Source organism: Collinsella sp. HCP28S3_E12 (assembly GCF_052065595.1).
In the GTDB taxonomy this organism is placed as follows: domain Bacteria; phylum Actinomycetota; class Coriobacteriia; order Coriobacteriales; family Coriobacteriaceae; genus Collinsella.
The window spans coordinates 1-17,054 of sequence record NZ_JBQHTS010000022.1; the positions used below are offsets into that span (position 1 = coordinate 1).

The following is a 17,054-nucleotide window of genomic DNA, read 5'->3' on the forward strand; positions in this document are numbered from 1 at the left end:
AAGAGCCCGATCGCCGCCTTCCTGGCCTCGATGTCGTGCTTCACCCTCAAGTCGACACGCATAAAAAGCCTCCCATTTCTCATGTCCAAGAAATGGGAGGCAGTTCACACTTCGTGCGGCGGGGGTTCTTTCGTCCTGTGGAATGCGCTGGGAAGTCACCCCATGCGGCCAGCTGCGGGGTCTTTGTTGCGTTCGTACAAGCAACCCAACATATATATCTGAATTTGGATGGGAGGGGCTTGTCGCTGTTGGGGGGCGTTGAAGTGCGAGTGACACGTTGGGATGCGCGGGCGCCTTGGGTTGGGGCGATGCTTTGGGATGAGCCTCTTACTTAGGTGAAGAGGGGTTTTATGGCTGAGAGGTAGTCTTTGGCTACGTCGGCCTTATCTGCTTGAAAGTTGTGCCAGGCCCACCATTGGACGGTGGCTACGAAGCTTGAGGCTATGTGGTGGAGGAGGAAGTTGCGATCCATGGTGCTGGCGGGGCCTGCGGGGTCGACAGGGACGGTTTCGGCTGCGCGCGACATGATGGTCTTGCGGAGACAGTCGGCGAAGACGCGCGAGCCGGCGCCGGCTACGAGGGCGCGTACGCCCTGACGACGATCCCAGAGGTTGTTGAGGATATGCTCGACCTGTACGAGCGGGTCATTGAGGGGTGTACCGTCATCGTCGAGGGCATGGGTGCAGATATCGCACACGAACTCAGCGAGCAGGTCATCTTTGCTCTTGAAGAGGCCGTAGAACGTTGCCCGACCCACATGGGCGCGAGCGATGATGTCGCCGACGGCAATCTTGCCGTAGTCCTCTTCGCGCAGGAGCTCGGAGAACGCCGCAACGATGGCAGCGCGGCTTTTTGCCTTGCGGGCATCCATGGCTATGCGTCCGCGTGAACGAGCAGACAGCGGAGCGTGCCGGAGCAACCCTCGTAGGGGCGTTTGCCGGCGCCGTAGCCGACGGCTTCGATGTGGTAGCGTGAGGGCAGTTGGTCGGACGTGCGCAGCGCGGTGACGATGGCGGCGCCCGTTGGCGTCACGAGCTCGCCGGCGACCGGTGCAGGCGTGAGGGCGATATTGCCTGCCTGGCACAGGTTGACGACAGCGGGGACGGGAATGGGCATGAGGCCGTGGGCGCAGCGGATGGTTCCGTGGCCCTCGGAGAGCGACTCGACCACAACATCCTCAATGCCCAGGTCGTCGAGGCAGATGGCGACCGAGCAGACGTCGACGATGGAGTCGATGGCGCCCACCTCGTGGAACATGACGGTGTCGGGCGTTTTGCCGTGAGCTTTGGCCTCGGCAGCAGCGAGCGCGGTAAAGATGGCGAGGGCACGACGCTTGGCGCCATCGCTTAGCTGTGAGCCGTCGATGATGGCGGTGACGTCCGCCAAAGAGCGGTGGTGATGGTGGTGGGCGTGGTGATGGTCCTCGTGGCCATGGCCGTGGGCCTCATGGTCATGCTCGTGCGTATGCTCGTGGCAGTGTTCGTGTTCATGCCCGCCATGGTCATGATGGTGGTGCTCATGCTCGTGCGTGTGCTCGGCAGCTGTTTCGTTGCCAAAGAGCCAGGCCATGTCGTGGTCGTGGTTCTCGAGCTCCTCTGCCAGCTGAACGTCAAAGTCGCAGGCGTCGATGCCATGCTTGTTTACGCGTGTAACGGCAATCTCAAAGCCGCCGACCGGCAGCGTGGCGAGCTGTTCGCGCAGGTGCTCCTCGCTGGCACCCAGGTCGAGCAGGGCCGCGACGGTCATATCGCCGCTGATGCCCGAGGTGCCGTCGATGATAAGCGTATGCTGATGGTTGGACATGGAATGCTCCTTAACGGGCGCAGGGTGTTCCGGCGCTCAGATGATTGATAAGACTTGCCTGGTAGGCGGCACCAAAGCCATTGTCGATATTGACGACCGAAACGCCGCTGGCGCAGGAGTTGAGCATGGCGAGCAGCGCGGCTATGCCACCAAAGCTCGCGCCGTAGCCCACGCTGGTGGGAACGGCGATGACCGGACAGCTTACCAGACCGCCGATAACGCTCGCCAGCGCGCCCTCCATGCCGGCAATGGCGATGACCACCTGTGCCTGGGCAAGTTCCTCGGCATGCGCGAGCAGACGGTGCAGGCCGGCGACACCTACGTCGTAGAGGCGGTCGACCTCGTTGCCGTAGAACTCGGCCGTCAACGCGGCTTCTTCGGCGACGGGCAAGTCGCTCGTGCCGGCGCAGGCGACAATGATGCGTCCGTTACCGGTAGGGGAGGGCTTGCCGCCCACGAGGGCGAGCTGGGCGTTCGGGACATATCCCAGGTCGATCCCGTTGTCGAGAAGCTCCGAGGTGCGGGCTGCTTTTTCGGCATCCAGGCGCGTAACCAGGGTGCGCTCCTGGCCGGCATCGCGCAGCGCTTTGATAATGGCTGCAATCTGCTCGGCGGTTTTACCGGCGCCGTAGACAACCTCACCGGCCCCCTGGCGCACCCCGCGCGAAAGATCGAGCTGCGCAAAACCCAGATCGGCGGTTGGCGCCGTTTGGATGCGCGTAAGGGCGTCGGCGGGGGTGACTGCTCCGTCGGCAACATCGCTCAGCAGCTGCTCTAGATCTCGCTTATCCATATAAGTTCCCTTCGACGGCGCAAAGTCTAGCACTCAAAGGGTATGTTTCCGAACACTAAGACAAAATTGTTCGGAAACTAGATATAGGAGATTTGATTCTGTTGTTAGATGGATCGGCTAGTCACGCAGGATGATGTCCATGGCGAGCATCAGGTTGCGCTCGTCGATGGCAAACGGGGCGGCTTCGCGCATCTTGGGCTTGGCGCAAAATGCGATGCCCGTGCCCGCGGCCTGAATCATGGGGATGTCGTTGGCGCCGTCGCCGATCGCCACGGTATGGGCCATATCGACACCGCACTCAACCGCCCAATCCAGTAGCTGGATAAGCTTGGATTCCTTGGTCACAATGTCTGCCGCCAGCTTGCCCGTGAGCTTGCCGTCTACGACCTCCAGGCGGTTGGCCAGGCAAAAATCGATGCCCGCGGCAGCTACGATCTTGTCGGCGACCTCGTGGAAGCCGCCGCTTACCACGCCGACCTTCCAGCCCTTGCTGTGCGCCGAGCGCACAAGCTCCAGTGCGCCGGGGGTAAACGTCACGCGCTCAAAAGTGCGCTCGAAAACGCTCTCGTCCAGGCCGGCAAGCAGCCCCACGCGCTCCTCGAGCGCCTGCTTAAAGTCGAGCTCGCCGCGCATGGCGCGTTCGGTGATCCGCGCAACTTGCCCGCCCACGCCTGCTTCCTCGCCCAACAGGTCGATGACCTCCTGGTTGATGAGCGTGGAATCGATATCCATAACGATGAGGCGTGCAGTCATGGTGGGCCTTTCCGAGTGCGGTTGTGTTGTAGGCACATTGTCGCACGCGGCGCGCCTTGGCGACGGCCAGGCCGCGCCAATTGTTTCGTCTCCGTCAAGTCTTTGAGCGGGAGTCACTTTTTCGCGGTACATCGGCGCGGGTGCGATAAGATAGAACGCCATGTCCGGCTGCGCGGTTTACGCAGGCTGGGCAAATCTGTACGACGCCGCCCGGAACGACACGGGGCGGCACAGATCCATAAAGGAGGATCACTGGTATGAGCCAGACCCGTCCCATCGACGAGCATTCCATGCACACCCGTACCTGCGGCGAGCTTCGCCGCGAGAACGTGGGCGAAGAGGTCACCCTCACCGGTTGGGTGAGCCGTCGCCGCGACCACGGCGGCCTTATCTTCTGCGACCTTCGCGACCGCGAGGGCATCACGCAGCTTACCTTCGACCCCGAGCACTCCGACGGCGATGCCTTTAAGATCGCCGAGACCATGCGTCCCGAGTGGCCCATCAAGATTCACGGCGTCGTGCGCGCCCGTGGCGAGGAAACCACCAACGCCAAGCTCGCGACCGGCGAGATCGAGGTCCTGACCGACCACGCCGAGGTGCTCAACACGTCCGTTACTCCGCCGTTCCAGATCGAGGACGGCATCGAGACCAGCGAGGACACCCGTCTGCGCTATCGCTATCTGGACCTCCGTCGTCCCGAGATGATGGCCAACCTCAAGCTGCGCTCCGACTTCACCTTTGCCATTCGCGAGGCGCTGCACAACCGTGAGTTCATGGAGGTCGAGACGCCCTCCCTGTTCAAGTCTACGCCCGAGGGCGCCCGCGACTTCATCGTTCCCAGCCGTATTCAGCCGGGCAACTTCTACGCCCTGCCGCAGTCCCCGCAGCTCCTAAAGCAGCTGCTCATGGTCGGTGGCGTCGAGCGCTACTACCAGGTTGCCAAGTGCTTCCGCGACGAGGACTTGCGTGCCGACCGTCAGCCCGAGTTCACCCAGGTCGATATCGAGATGTCCTTCGTGGACCAGAACGACGTCATGAGCGCACTCGAAGAGGTCCTGGCCGACGCCTTCGGTCGCATGGGTGTCGAGATGCCCACGCCGCTGCGTCGCATGGACTACTGGGAGGCCATGGACACCTATGGCTCCGACAAGCCCGATACCCGCTATGGCATGCATCTGGTCGATCTGACCGACATCTTTGCCAACTCCAAGTTCAAGGTCTTTGCGACTGCCGCAAACGAGGAGGGCTCTGTCGTCAAGGCCATCAACGCCAAGGGCGCCGGTGCCTGGGCACGTGCCAAGATCGATAAGCTCGCCGGCGTGGCCTCCACGTTTGGCGCCAAGGGTCTGGCCTGGATCGCTTTCCGCGAGGACGGCTCCATCAACAGCCCCATCGTCAAGTTCTTCTCGGACGAGGAGATGGCGGCTCTGCGCGAGCGCATGAACGTCGAGCCTGGCGACCTCGTGATGTTCGCCGCCGGCCCGCGCCTGCTTTCTGACGAGATCCTGGGCGGCATGCGCTCTCACATGGCCAACGCACTCGAGATCAAACGCGAGGGTCACGACTTCCTGTGGGTCGTCAACTTCCCGCTGTTCCACTGGGATGAGGACCGCAAGGCCTATGCAGCCGAGCACCAGCCGTTCACTCTGCCGACCGAGACCGACATCGCCAAGATCGAGGCCGACCCGTTGGCTGCCGGTTCCTGCACCTACGACTTTGTCATGGACGGTTTTGAGGCCGGCGGCGGTGGCATGCGCATCCATAACGCCGAGATGCAGATGTCCATGCTCAAGCTCCTGGGCTTTACCGAGGAGCGCGCCGAGTCGCAGTTTGGCTTCCTCATGGAGGCGCTCAAGTTTGGTGCGCCCCCGATGGGTGGTTTTGCCCTGGGTCTGGACCGCGTGTGCATGCTGCTTACTGGCTCCGATTCCATCCGCGACGTCATGGCGTTCCCCAAGACGGCCAGCGGCTCCGACCTCATGTCGGGCGCCCCGAGTGCCGTTTCCGGCGCCCAGCTCAAGGACGTCAGCCTGCGCTTGATGTAGGCGAGCGGCTACATATTGTCTCTAACGAGGGAAGGACGCGTGCCTCCCCTCGTTTTTTATGCGCGGGCGTTGCGAGGGCATAGGGTGACCGGACGTCGCGGAAAGTGCGTCCCGGAATCTGCGTCCAGAATGGGCCGCGCTTTCCCAAAGGGGGCCCTCTGGGAAAGCGCGGCCCAGAATTCGGCAAAATAATGGGGCACAGTTTCCGGTTGAGCTGTCTAACGGAAACTGTGCCCCATCGTTGACACTCGAAGTGGGATGTGGTTTCCGTCCCGCTCTCGACAAGCATCTAACGCTACAATAACTACCACGTGGCTGGGTTTGGCCGGCCAAATGTGCGATGCTGCGGGAGGGGACATGGTCGAGTTTACAAAGACGATTAAAGATCCGTTGGGACTACATGCCCGCCCGGTTGCGCTTCTCTATGACATTATCGCCAAGCATCGTAGTGACGTGTCGGTCAGCATCGGCGATCGCCACACGGATGGCCGCGATATCATGGGACTCATGGCCCTCTATGGTGAGTGCGGTGAGAGCATCGTCTTTCGTGTTTCGGGCGTGGATGAGGCCTCGTGCGTCACGTCGATCAGAAATCTCTCACTCTAAGCGGAACAATGTAAAAAGGGGAGAGTCCCCTCTGTTGCATACATCGGTATGACAAGGCACCGCAAAGAGACCGTCTTTGCGGTGCCTTTGTTTAATATGGGAAACTTTTTCGAAAACTGAATAGAGATCCTTTCCAAAAAGTTAACCGTGTGTTAGTTTACTAGTTCGAACATAGATGCGGTTAACTTTTATCGCGTCGATGTTGAGGACGAACCGATGTTAGGAGCTCACTCATGTCTTGCGGACCGCAGATGCCGGCCATGCCGCTTTCGATGGTAAAAGCGGGCGAAACCGTGCACGTGTCTCGTGTAAAGGGCAATGAGGACATAAAGCACCACCTCAAGGACCTCGGCTTTGTCGAGGGCAGCGAGATCCACGTGGTGAGCTCGAGTGGCGCCAATATCATCGTCACGGTGCTGGGCTCACGCTTTGGCATCGATTCCAAGGTTGCCATGCACATCATGACCGTCGGTTAATCTGCAGCATTTCATAAAAACCGAAAGGGGGATAAGAGGATGAAGACGTTGGGTGACGTTAAGGTGGGCGAGAGCTCTACCATCGTCAAGCTTCACGGTGAGGGCGCACTTCGCCGCCACCTTATGGACCTGGGGCTCATCAAGGGCACTTCGTTCAAGGTCGTGAAGGTTGCACCGCTCGGTGATCCGGTCGAGATCAACGTGCGCGGCTACGAGCTTTCCATCCGCAAGGAGGAGGCGGCCGTCGTCGAGGTCCAGTAAGGGCCCACGACGTAAATTTCTGCAGATAAAGTTAGATACTTCTAACTTAATACAGAAACTTTGAAGCACATTATCCAGCCTGCGCGGAGAAAGCAGCGCGGGCGCACAAGGAAGAAGGATTGAATGGCGGATTCTCAGATCCATGTCGCGCTGGCGGGTAACCCCAACTGCGGCAAGACCACGCTTTTCAACCTGATCACCGGCGCCAACGGCTACGTTGGCAACTGGCCCGGCGTCACGGTTGAGAAAAAGGAGGCCAAGCTCCTAAGCGACAAGAACGTTACCATCACGGACCTCCCCGGCATCTACTCGCTTTCCCCCTACAGCCCCGAGGAGCAATGCTCGCGCGATTACCTCATGAGCGGCGAGCCCGATGTCGTCGTTCAGGTGGTCGACGCCACCAACCTCGAGCGCAACCTGTACCTGGCGCTTCAGGTTATCGAGACCGGCCTGCCCGTGGTCGTCGCCCTCAACATGGCCGACTTGGTCGAGAAGAACGGCGACAAGATCGACACGGACAAGCTCTCCAAGAAGCTCGGCTGTCCGGTCATGATGATTTCGGCCCTTAAGAACAAGGGTATTAAGGAGCTGTTCGAGCAGGTTAAGAAGTCCGCTGCTTCCAAGGGCCAGGTGCCGGAGCACAAGTTCGATTCCTCCATCGAGGACGTTCTGGACCACATCGAGAACAACCTGCCGGCGAGCGTTCCCGCCAACAAGCGCCGCTACTACGCGGTCAAGCTGTTTGAGCGTGATGCGGACGCCTGCAAGCTCATCAACCTCACCAAGGAGAAGGCCGCTCGCGTGGAAGAGCTGGTCGCCCAGTGCGAGCAGGACTGCGATGACGATGCCGAGTCCATCATCACCGGTGAGCGCTATGGCGTCATCGCGCACATCATCGACGAGTGCCTCACCAAGGCTCCGGCCAAGATGAGCACCTCCGAGAAGATCGACCGTGTGGTTACCAACCGTATCCTGGGCCTGCCGATCTTTGTGGTCATCATGTTCTGCGTGTACTACATCGCCGTTTCCACCTTAGGTGGCACGGTGACCGACTTCACCAACGACCAGCTCTTTGGCACCGACGGCTGGTACGTGCTCGGCCAGGGTCGCGACGCCTACGACGCAGCTGTCGAGGCTGCGGGCGACGATGCCGACTCGGTTGACCCGGCGCAGTACGGCCCCTATGTCCCGGGTATCACCACCGTGGTGCACGATGCCCTTGTGGCGGGTGGCACCGAGGACGGCGGCCTGGTCGATTCGCTGGTCTGCGACGGCATCGTCGGCGGTTTGGGCGCTATCTTCGGCTTCGTCCCGCAGATGTTCCTGCTCTTTGTGATGCTGTCCTTCCTGGAGGACTGCGGCTATATGGCCCGCGTCGCCTTCATCATGGACCGCGTGTTCCGCCGCTTTGGCCTGTCCGGTAAGTCCTTTATCCCCATGCTCGTGTCCTCGGGCTGCGGCGTCCCCGGCGTCATGGCCACCAAGACCATCGAGAACGAGAAGGACCGCCGCATGACGGTCATGACCACCACGTTTATTCCCTGTGGTGCCAAGCTGCCGATCATCGCCCTGCTCATGGGTTCCATCATCGGCGATTCTTCCACCACCGCGGCGTGGATCAGCCCGCTCTTCTACTTCCTGGGCGTCTTCGCCGTCATCGCCTCGGGCCTTATGCTCAAGAAGACCAAGCTCTTCGCCGGTCGCCCGACGCCGTTCGTTATGGAGCTTCCTGCCTACCACTTCCCGGCGATCCGCTCTTGGGCACTGCACGTGTGGGAGCGCTGCTGGGCCTTTATCAAGAAGGCCGGCACGGTCATCTTCGCATCCACCGTCGTTGTTTGGTTCCTCTCCAACTTTGGAAGCTACAACGGTTCCTTTGGCTTCCTGCCTGCAATGGACGGCATCTCCGAGGAGTTCATGGACTACTCCGTGCTTGCCATGCTCGGTAACCTGGTCGCTTGGATCTTCGCTCCGCTCGGCTTTAGCACCTGGCAGGCAACTGCGCTGACCGTCTCGGGCCTTGTGGCTAAGGAGAACGTCGTCGCCACCGCCGGCTCGCTGCTGTCCGTGGCTGACGCCGCCGAGACCGACCCGAGCCTGTGGACTGCGTTTGCCGGTATGTTCCCCACCATGGGCGCTTGCGTTGCCTTTGGCGCGTTCAACCTGCTGTGCGCTCCGTGTTTTGCCGCCATGGGTACTATCCGCAACCAGATGGACTCCGGCAAGTGGACCGCGATTGCCATCGGTTACGAGTGCGCCTTCGCTTGGGTGATCGGCCTGTTCATCAACCAGTTCTACAACCTGTTTGTGTTGGGACAGTTTGGTATCTGGACGATTGTGGCCATCGTTCTGCTGGTTGCGATGCTCTTCCAGATCTTTCGCCCTATCCCTGCGCATGCATGGACCGACGAGGACGAGACCAACACTGCTTCCGCCGCAGTTTCCGCTTAAGTCCGAATAAGGATTAGCCCCTTTCCACAAGCCCGGGTGTCCCAGCGACACTCGGGCTTTTTGGCGTAATGGGGGAGATGTGGCGTTTCCGCAGATAAAACCGACCAAAATAAACCTGTCCCTTTTTGGCAGGTGGAAAATGGGGTAAAGTAAGTGATGGTTAACTAGAGGAGGCTTGCTATGGCACCTATCGATATTGTTGTTCTGGCTGTTATCGGTATTGCGTTTGTCGCGGTATGCGTGCGCATCTACCGCAAGGGCACCTGCGCCGACTGTGCTCAGGGTGGCGTTTGCACAGGACATTGCTCCAACAAAAAGACGTGTGCCGCACTTAAGGGCGTGGACAAAATCGCCGAAGACCTGGGCCGCGGTATTCATTAGTCGAACGGCGCTTGGGCATGTATGATTGCGGATACGGCGGTCGCTGATACGATAGGTGTGTTAGCAACTGCCGCCGAGCGGCTCAAACGAAAGGAACCCTGTATGGAGTCCTGTGCCTACCCGATGCTCTTTAGCCCGATCAAGGTCGGTACGACCGAGGTCAAGAACCGCGTCTTTATGCCGCCGGTATCTACCAACCTAGCCGATCACGGCTATGTGACCGACGACTTGGTCGATCATTACCGTGCACGCGCCAAGGGCGGCGTGGGCCTCATCATTACCGAGGTCGTGACGGTTGAGCCTACCTATACCTATCTGCCGGGTGACATGTGCTGCTACGACGACACGTTTATCCCCGGCTGGAAAAAGCTCGCAGCGGCCGTCCACGAGTATGGCTGCAAGATCATGCCGCAGCTCTTCCACCCCGCCTACATGGCCTTTAACATTCCGGGCACGCCGCGCCTGATCGCTCCGTCCTTTGTGGGTCCGTCCTATGCCCGCGAGGCACCGCGTCCTATCACGGTCGATGAGATTCACGAGCTCACGCATCAGTTTGGTGACGCTGCCGTGCGTATGCAGAAGGCCGGTGTCGATGGCGTCGAGGTCCATGCGGCACATGCCCACGGCATGCTCGGCGGCTTTTTGACTCCACTCTACAACAAGCGTACCGACGAGTACGGCGGCTCGCTCGACGCCCGTATGCGCTTCTTGCTCGAGGTCATCGCCGAGATTCGCGAGCGCTGCGGCAAGGACTTTATCATCGACGTCCGCATCTCGGGCGATGAGTACACCGATGGCGGCCTGACCCTCAACGACATGATCTACGTCTCGCGTCGCTTGGAAAAGGCCGGCGTCGACATGATTCACGTGTCGGGCGGCACCACCATCAAGCGCGGCTCCGCGATTCCCGCCGCCGGCACGCAGCAGGCCTCGCACGCCGCCTGCTCGCGCGAGATCAAAAAGCACGTCAACATTCCCGTCGCCACCGTCGGACGCATTAACGAGGCCTGGATCGCCGAGGAGCTGATCGAGGACGGCGCGGCCGACATCTGTATGATGGGCCGCGCCAATCTGTGCGATGCCGAGTTCTGCAACAAGGCAGCCGCTGGCAACGCCGACGAGATCCGTCCCTGCATCGGTTGCCTGCGTTGCCTGAACGGCATTATGTTTGGCAAGCGCATCTCCTGCACCGTCAACCCGGACGTGGAGCGCGACGAGGCTGGCTACGAGCCTGCCGCCGAGGCCAAGAACGTACTGGTTGTGGGCGCCGGTCCCGCGGGTATGGAGGCAGCCTACATTGCCGCCAAACGCGGTCATAACGTGGTGCTCGTGGATAAGCAGGACGAGCCGGGCGGAGAGATGCGCATCGCAGCCGTTCCGCCGGCAAAGCAGGAACTCACCCGCGTGATCAAGTATCAGTACCGTCGCCTGGCCGAGGCCGGGGTAAAGTGCGTCTTTGGCACCGAGCTTACTGCCGAGGACATTCAGCGTGACTACGCCGACTACGAGGTCGTCCTGGCCTATGGCGCCGAGCCTATCGCCCCGGCCTTCATGCAGGGCTTTAAGCAGGTTATGACGGCTGACGACCTGTTGGGCGGCAAGGCTTTCCCGGGCAAGAAGATCGTCATCGTGGGTGGCGGCACCGTTGGCTGCGAGACGGCCGATTACCTGGCCCCGTTGGTCAACGACCTGTCGCCGGCCAACCGCGACGTCACCGTCATCGAGATGACCAAGACGCTCGCCGCCAACGAGGGTGGTGCCGGTCGCGCGGTGCTCATCACGCGCATGCTCTCAAAGGGCGTTCACGTGCTGACCGAGGCCAAGGTGACCGAGATTACCGAGGATACTATCAGCTACGAGAAGGACGGCGAGATCCACACCATCGCCGGTGCCGATACGCTGGTGCTTGCTATGGGCTATCGTCCCAATACCAAGCTGGCCGACGACCTGGCTGCAGCCGGCGTTACCACTCACGTGCTGGGCGATGCCAACAAGTGCGGCAACATTCGCGACGCCATCGGCGATGGCTACAAGGTCGCCTGCGAGCTCTAGTCAACCCCTTGGCGTATGGGGACAGGTTACTTTGCACCAAGTTGGTGCATGTGAACCTGACCCCATTGCACCATTTGATAAAACGCAAGCGGCGGCCGTCCCGTGTTTGGGCGGCCGCCGCTTGCGTTTTATCATAGAAAGATCATTGCCGAGCCTTAAATGCCTTTTGTCTGTGTGCCTTCCACAATCATGTTGCGGTTGTAGGCCAGGTGCAGATACATCGTATCGTGATCGATTGAGCCATACGAAAGCGAAATTATGCGTCTTAATTCCGTACGCAAATCAAGACGAAAACCGTTTGCGTCTCGGATAAATCAGTACGCAAACGGTTTTCGTCTTATATCTTGAAGGCCTACAGGCGAAACGATTCGGCAACGGTGGAGGTCGACCGGTTTGAGTATGGCAGGCTGACGCTCGAAGGCAGCAACGTAACGTTCGACGCGCTCACGTTGGCTCGCCAGGACTTGAGTTTTCACACGCTCGAGCATAAGTGTGTTGAACATCTCGGCATTTCTGAGCTAACGCCGGATATTATGCGCACGCTTCGCTTGCTCGGCAAAGATGGCTATACCAACGCTGCGGCGATTTTGGCGGATAAGAATGATTTTCCGGGCATCGACTGCGTCCGTTTTGGTGATACCGAGGATGTGATCTTGGATCGCGAGGCGGCGACAAATATATCCGCAATTGAGCAGGTGGACAGGGCGGTGGCTATGTTTGCACGCTACTACCGTTATGAACGTATCGAAGGGATGGAGCGCGTCCAAACCGATCGAATTCCTCTCGAGGCGTTTTGCGAAGCTGTCGCAAACGCTTTGGTGCATCGGACGTGGGACGTTCGAGCTATAGCAACCCGCATAGCGCGCCTTGATCATCAACCGTCCGTATTTCACAGCAACTTATAACAGGCTCGGGGTGCCAATTTGGGGTGCAGTAGTGCTGCGCCACGAAAAGGGCCTATCTACTACGTTTAAGCCTCAGGGGTCAACCATAGTCGGCTTTTTCGAAAATCGACAAGCTGCCTACCTGCGGTTTTGTTTTCACAGTTTTTGGTATGGCCGAGGCTATCCGTGTTAACGTAGTAGATGGGCCACTTTTGTGGCAAGGGGCCGATCTGCGGGCTAGGGTAGCTAAAAGAGCCCCGTCCCAAAAAGACTGATTGGGAGCTGGGGCGTGTCGATGCGATAGTATTGCATGGTGGTATTCGACTAACCGAGGGTTTATCCGAGGGCTTTATGGAACAGCACCAGCATAATCAAAGCTTGCAAGATCAGGCATACAATGCACTGCGCTCCAAGATCATCTATGCCGAGCTCAAGCCCGGCACGCGCCTTTCGGCGATTGGTCTGGAAAAGGAGACGGGAATCGGGCGTACGCCCATTCGCGAGTCCTTTGTGCGCCTGCGTGAGCAGGAGCTGGTGGAAACGCGTCCCAAAAGCGGCACCTACGTCTCTAAGATCAGCATGGAGCGCGCCGAGAACGCCTGTTTCTTGCGCGAGAAACTCGAGCGAAGCGTACTCATTAAATGCTGCTCGGTCGCCACGCCCGAGCAAAAGCATCGGCTCGATCAGATTCTTGCCGAGTCCGAGTCGCTCGACCATGGCGAAACGCGTCGTTTCTTTGACCTGGACAACCTGTTCCATGAGACGTGTTTTGAGATTGCCGGCCGTCACATGTTGTGGGATTGGATGAAGAGCGTCAATACGCATTTTGAGCGATACAACTGGTTGCGTATGGTGTCGCAGGATCTAGATTGGGAGCCGATTCGTCGGCATCATCGCCGGATTCTCGAGGCCATTAAGAGGGGCGATACCGACGCGGCGAGCTATCTGGCCGAGACACACCTGCACCTGATGCCCGAAGAGCAAGGTCCGGTTATCGCCTTACATCCCGATTATTTTGAGCTGTCCAAAGACTCGGCTATCTAGCCCATTATCGCATCTGCTCGAGACGCAAAAACGATGCTGCTCACCTACAGCGTTTTGCAACCGAGAATTTTAAAAAATGCCTAAAATGGCTCAGACTGCCGACAATGGGGAAACGGGGTGCGCTATGGCGCAGATGAGAATCAAGGACATTGCCGTCGAGGCGGGTGTGAGCCCGGCCACGGTCTCGCGCTATCTCAATAACCGCCCCGGGCAAATGACCGAGGAAACCCGTGCTCGCATTGCGGAGGTTATCGAGCGTACCGGCTATCGCCCACGTGCCGCCGCGCGCAATCTGCGCAGCTCGCGTACCAACCTCATCGGCGTGATCTTGGCCGACATCGCCAACCCGTTCTCCAGCGCCATGCTCGAGGGCCTTTCCGCCAGCGCCGCCGCGCGCGGCTGCTCGCTCATGACAGCCATTAGCGGCAACGATCCCGCCAAGGAGGCCGAGTCGCTCACCAGGCTTATCGACGCTGGCGTGGACGGCCTGGTCGTCAATACCTGCGGTGGTAACGACGAGGCAATCGCCGCGGCAGCGGGACGCCTGCCCGTTGTGCTGCTCGACCGCGACGTTGCCGACGGCGGTGTCGATCTGGTGACATCTAACAACCGTGAGCTGGTCGCCGGCTTGGTAGACGCCTTGATCGCCGCTGGCAGCGAGCACCTGTGCCTGCTCACCGAGGCAAGCGACGACAGCCCCGTCCGTCGCGAGCGCGCCGAGGCCTTTACCGACGAGCTTTCGCGCCGCGGCCTTGCCGGCGAGGTTATCACCTTGGCCGATGGCGGTGCCACGGGCGTCGGTCGCTTGGACGAGACTATCCGCGGCTATGCAGGCAAAAAGCTCGGCCTCATTGCCGTCAACGGCCTGGTTTTCCTGAGCCTTACCGAGGCGCTGGCGCAGCTTGGCCCCTCGCTGCCGGCGGGGCTCAAGATCGCGACGTTTGACGACTATCCCTGGAACCATGTGCTCTTTGGTGGAGTTACCACGGCCGCGCAGGACACCCTCACCATCGCCGAGCGCGTGGTCGATCGCCTCTCCGAGCGTATCGACGTTGTTACCACCACCGTGGGCGATGCCGCAAAGCTCGCCCCTAAGCGCATCGAGGTTCCCGGCCACATCGAACACCGCGCTTCGACCTCGCGCTAGCCGCTCGTTCGTAACTGCCTGTTCGCGCACGTTTTTTGGGCGCTTGATACGCTTTAACCCTGCGGAAACATTTTTCTGCGATAGTATCTGCGATATAGACCAGTCGAAACCCGCCCGAAAGAAAGGGGAGCGACATGAACCAGCAGAACATCGATTACGTACTCCGTTCCGTAGAGCAGCGTGACATCCGCTTTGTGCGTCTGTGGTTTGTCGACATTCTCGGCCGCCTCAAGAACTTTGCCATTAGCCCCGAAGACCTCGAGGTCGCTTTTGAGGAGGGTATTGGCTTTGACGGCTCCGCCATCGAGGGCTTTGCCACGCCCGAGGAAGCCGACATGCTCGCGTTCCCTGACGCCTCGACCTTCCAGATCCTGCCGTGGCGCCCGAGCCATAACGGCGTCGCCCGCGTGTTCTGCGATGTGTGCACTCCCGATCGCAAGCCGTTTGCCGGCGACCCGCGCGACGCCCTGCGCCGCATGTTCTATAAGGCCGAGAAGGCCGGCTACCTGCTCAACGTGGGTGCCGAGCTGGAGTATTACTACTTCCCCGACGAGCACACCCCCGAGCCGCTCGACAACGTGGGCTACTTCGACCTTTCGGTGAGCGATGCCGCTCGCGACCTGCGCCGCAATACGGTGCTCACGCTCGAGAAGATGTCCGTGCCCGTGGAGTACACCTTCCACGCCGCCGGCCGCTCGCAGCACGGCATTAGCTTGCGTCACGCCGAGGCCCTGAGCATGTCCGACGCCATCACCACGGCCAAACTCATCATTAAGCAGCAGGCCTACGAGAGCGGTTGCCACGCCTCCTTTATGCCCAAGCCGCTGGCGGGCGAGGACGGCAGCGCCATGTTTTTGCATCAGTCGCTGTTCGACCACGACGGCAACAACGTCTTTTGGGGCGAGGACGACGAGAAGTACCGCCTCTCCGATATCGCCAAGCACTATATGGCCGGCATTCTGGCACACGCGCGCGAGATCAGCGCCATCACCAACCCCACGGTCAACTCGTACAAGCGCATCACCACGGGCGGCGACTCCGTGCCACAGTACGCTACGTGGGGCCTGCGCAACCGCGCGAGCATGGTCCGCATCCCGGTCTACAAGCCCGGCAAGCAGCTGTCCACACGCATCGAGCTGCGCAGTCCCGATCCCATGGCCAATCCGTACCTGGTCAACGCCGTCACGCTGGCGGCTGGTCTGGACGGCATCGAGCGCAAGCTGGAGCTCCCGCCCGAGGCAACGGCCGAGACGCTCAAGCTTACCGACCGTCAGATGGTCGAGGCCGGCTATACGCCGCTGCCGCGCTCGCTCAAAGAGGCGCTCGACGTGTTTGAGGACTCGCAGTTTATGAAGGATGCCCTCGGCGAGCACATCCACAGCTTCTTCCTCAAAAAGAAGCGCGACGAGTGGCATAAGTTTGAGTCCACGATTACCGAGTGGGAGATCAAGCATTATCTGGCGAACTCCTAATCGCGCTGGTTCGTTCCAGTACGATTGAGCTCATTTCCTTGGAGGTCGATATGTCCGAAAAGAGTGCCCTGTTCATGGCGCGCACGACGCGCTTCCACGAGTTTGCCCGCAGCTTGACGACCACCCTGGGTGTCGAGGTGAGCCTGGCAACCCCCGATTCGCCGACTGCGTCGCATGACTTTGACCTGCTGATCCTCGATTCCGATGGCATCCGCAGCGACCGCATCGATCAGATTGCCAAATGGCTCGACGACCGCGGCGGCGTTCCCATGTTGGTAATCGTCGACGACGAGGCGCTCGGCACCCTGCGCCTGCCCAATCACGCGCATGCCGACTTTGTATGCCCCACGGCGACGCCCAACGAGCTCAAGGCTCGTGCGCAGCGCCTGATGGGCGAGGAGGAGACCGTCGCCGCCGACGATGTGCTCAACATCGATAATCTCGAGATTAACCTGGCTACCTACCAGGTGACACTCGACGACGAGCCCATCGACCTGACGTTGATGGAGTACTCGCTGCTGAGCTTTTTGGCGACGCATCCCAACCGTGCTTACAGCCGCGAGGTGCTGCTGCACCGCGTGTGGGGCTTTGAGTACTGCGGCGGCACGCGCACCGTCGACGTGCACATTCGACGCATCCGCTCCAAGGTGGGCCCGCAGATCGCGGCGCACATTACCACCGTCCGTGGCGTGGGTTATCTGTTTAAGGACTAGCTTTTCACCGCAAAGGGGGCAGGCGCCTTCGTGGTGGTTTTGCCGCATGCGTGGATCCCTTTCGAGTTTGCAGCAGAACTTAAGCATTCCTTAAAGATTGCGTTCTCATACACGTTCGCCCGCATATTGGGGTACAACTCAACGTGAACAATGATGGCCCGCCACATGTTTGG

16 protein-coding genes are annotated in these 17,054 nt (G+C 60.1%); 12 read left to right on the plus strand and 4 right to left on the minus strand.

Going from position 1 to position 17,054, the window contains the following annotated elements:
* Positions 1-331: 331 nt before the first annotated feature.
* The 4 genes from ACTNBY_RS08160 to serB all read right to left on the minus strand — a co-directional run bounded on the left by ACTNBY_RS08160 (position 332) and on the right by serB (position 3,349).
* A complete protein-coding gene (locus ACTNBY_RS08160) occupies positions 332-871 on the minus strand; it encodes a TetR/AcrR family transcriptional regulator (RefSeq protein WP_304211247.1) in 540 nt (179 codons plus the stop codon).
* 2 nt (positions 872-873) lie between these two features.
* Entirely contained in the window at positions 874-1,803 is a 930-nt protein-coding gene (locus ACTNBY_RS08165; RefSeq protein WP_441064089.1) for a LarC family nickel insertion protein, read from the minus strand.
* A gap of 10 nt (positions 1,804-1,813) precedes the next feature.
* The gene (gene larB, locus ACTNBY_RS08170) at positions 1,814-2,596 is read right to left on the minus strand and encodes a nickel pincer cofactor biosynthesis protein LarB (RefSeq protein ID WP_441064091.1); all 783 of its coding nucleotides are present in this window, start codon (positions 2,594-2,596) and stop codon (positions 1,814-1,816) included.
* Positions 2,597-2,713: 117 nt separating this feature from the next.
* Positions 2,714-3,349, minus strand: coding sequence for a phosphoserine phosphatase SerB (serB, locus tag ACTNBY_RS08175; protein WP_441064093.1), 636 nt, complete (start codon positions 3,347-3,349; stop codon positions 2,714-2,716).
* A 257-nt stretch (positions 3,350-3,606) separates the two neighbouring features.
* Between serB and aspS the strand changes: the two genes are divergently transcribed.
* From aspS to ACTNBY_RS08235, 12 genes are all read left to right on the plus strand, one after another.
* Positions 3,607-5,394 (plus strand): aspartate--tRNA ligase, encoded by a 1,788-nt coding sequence (gene aspS, locus ACTNBY_RS08180; RefSeq protein ID WP_427729277.1) that lies wholly within the window; start codon positions 3,607-3,609, stop codon positions 5,392-5,394.
* 357 nt (positions 5,395-5,751) lie between these two features.
* Positions 5,752-6,000 (plus strand): HPr family phosphocarrier protein, encoded by a 249-nt coding sequence (locus ACTNBY_RS08185; protein ID WP_441064094.1) that lies wholly within the window; start codon positions 5,752-5,754, stop codon positions 5,998-6,000.
* 233 nt (positions 6,001-6,233) lie between these two features.
* On the plus strand, positions 6,234-6,476 hold the full coding sequence (locus ACTNBY_RS08190) for a FeoA family protein (RefSeq protein ID WP_441064096.1): 243 nt from the start codon (positions 6,234-6,236) through the stop codon (positions 6,474-6,476).
* A 39-nt stretch (positions 6,477-6,515) separates the two neighbouring features.
* On the plus strand, positions 6,516-6,737 hold the full coding sequence (locus ACTNBY_RS08195; RefSeq protein ID WP_006234774.1) for a FeoA family protein: 222 nt from the start codon (positions 6,516-6,518) through the stop codon (positions 6,735-6,737).
* Positions 6,738-6,860: 123 nt separating this feature from the next.
* Positions 6,861-9,188 (plus strand): ferrous iron transporter B, encoded by a 2,328-nt coding sequence (feoB, locus tag ACTNBY_RS08200; protein WP_441049139.1) that lies wholly within the window; start codon positions 6,861-6,863, stop codon positions 9,186-9,188.
* Positions 9,189-9,368: 180 nt separating this feature from the next.
* On the plus strand, positions 9,369-9,569 hold the full coding sequence (locus ACTNBY_RS08205) for a hypothetical protein (protein ID WP_117634210.1): 201 nt from the start codon (positions 9,369-9,371) through the stop codon (positions 9,567-9,569).
* 102 nt (positions 9,570-9,671) lie between these two features.
* Entirely contained in the window at positions 9,672-11,621 is a 1,950-nt protein-coding gene (locus ACTNBY_RS08210) for an NAD(P)/FAD-dependent oxidoreductase (protein ID WP_441064097.1), read from the plus strand.
* A 377-nt stretch (positions 11,622-11,998) separates the two neighbouring features.
* On the plus strand, positions 11,999-12,526 hold the full coding sequence (locus tag ACTNBY_RS08215; protein ID WP_441064099.1) for a hypothetical protein: 528 nt from the start codon (positions 11,999-12,001) through the stop codon (positions 12,524-12,526).
* A 330-nt stretch (positions 12,527-12,856) separates the two neighbouring features.
* Positions 12,857-13,549, plus strand: a complete 693-nt coding sequence (locus ACTNBY_RS08220) for a GntR family transcriptional regulator (RefSeq protein ID WP_441064101.1) — start codon at positions 12,857-12,859, stop codon at positions 13,547-13,549.
* 124 nt (positions 13,550-13,673) lie between these two features.
* Entirely contained in the window at positions 13,674-14,696 is a 1,023-nt protein-coding gene (locus ACTNBY_RS08225; RefSeq protein WP_441064102.1) for a LacI family DNA-binding transcriptional regulator, read from the plus strand.
* A gap of 134 nt (positions 14,697-14,830) precedes the next feature.
* Complete coding sequence (locus ACTNBY_RS08230) at positions 14,831-16,168, plus strand: glutamine synthetase family protein (RefSeq protein WP_441064103.1); 1,338 nt, start codon at positions 14,831-14,833, stop codon at positions 16,166-16,168.
* 50 nt (positions 16,169-16,218) lie between these two features.
* Positions 16,219-16,881, plus strand: a complete 663-nt coding sequence (locus ACTNBY_RS08235) for a response regulator transcription factor (protein WP_441064104.1) — start codon at positions 16,219-16,221, stop codon at positions 16,879-16,881.
* Positions 16,882-17,054: the final 173 nt, after the last annotated feature.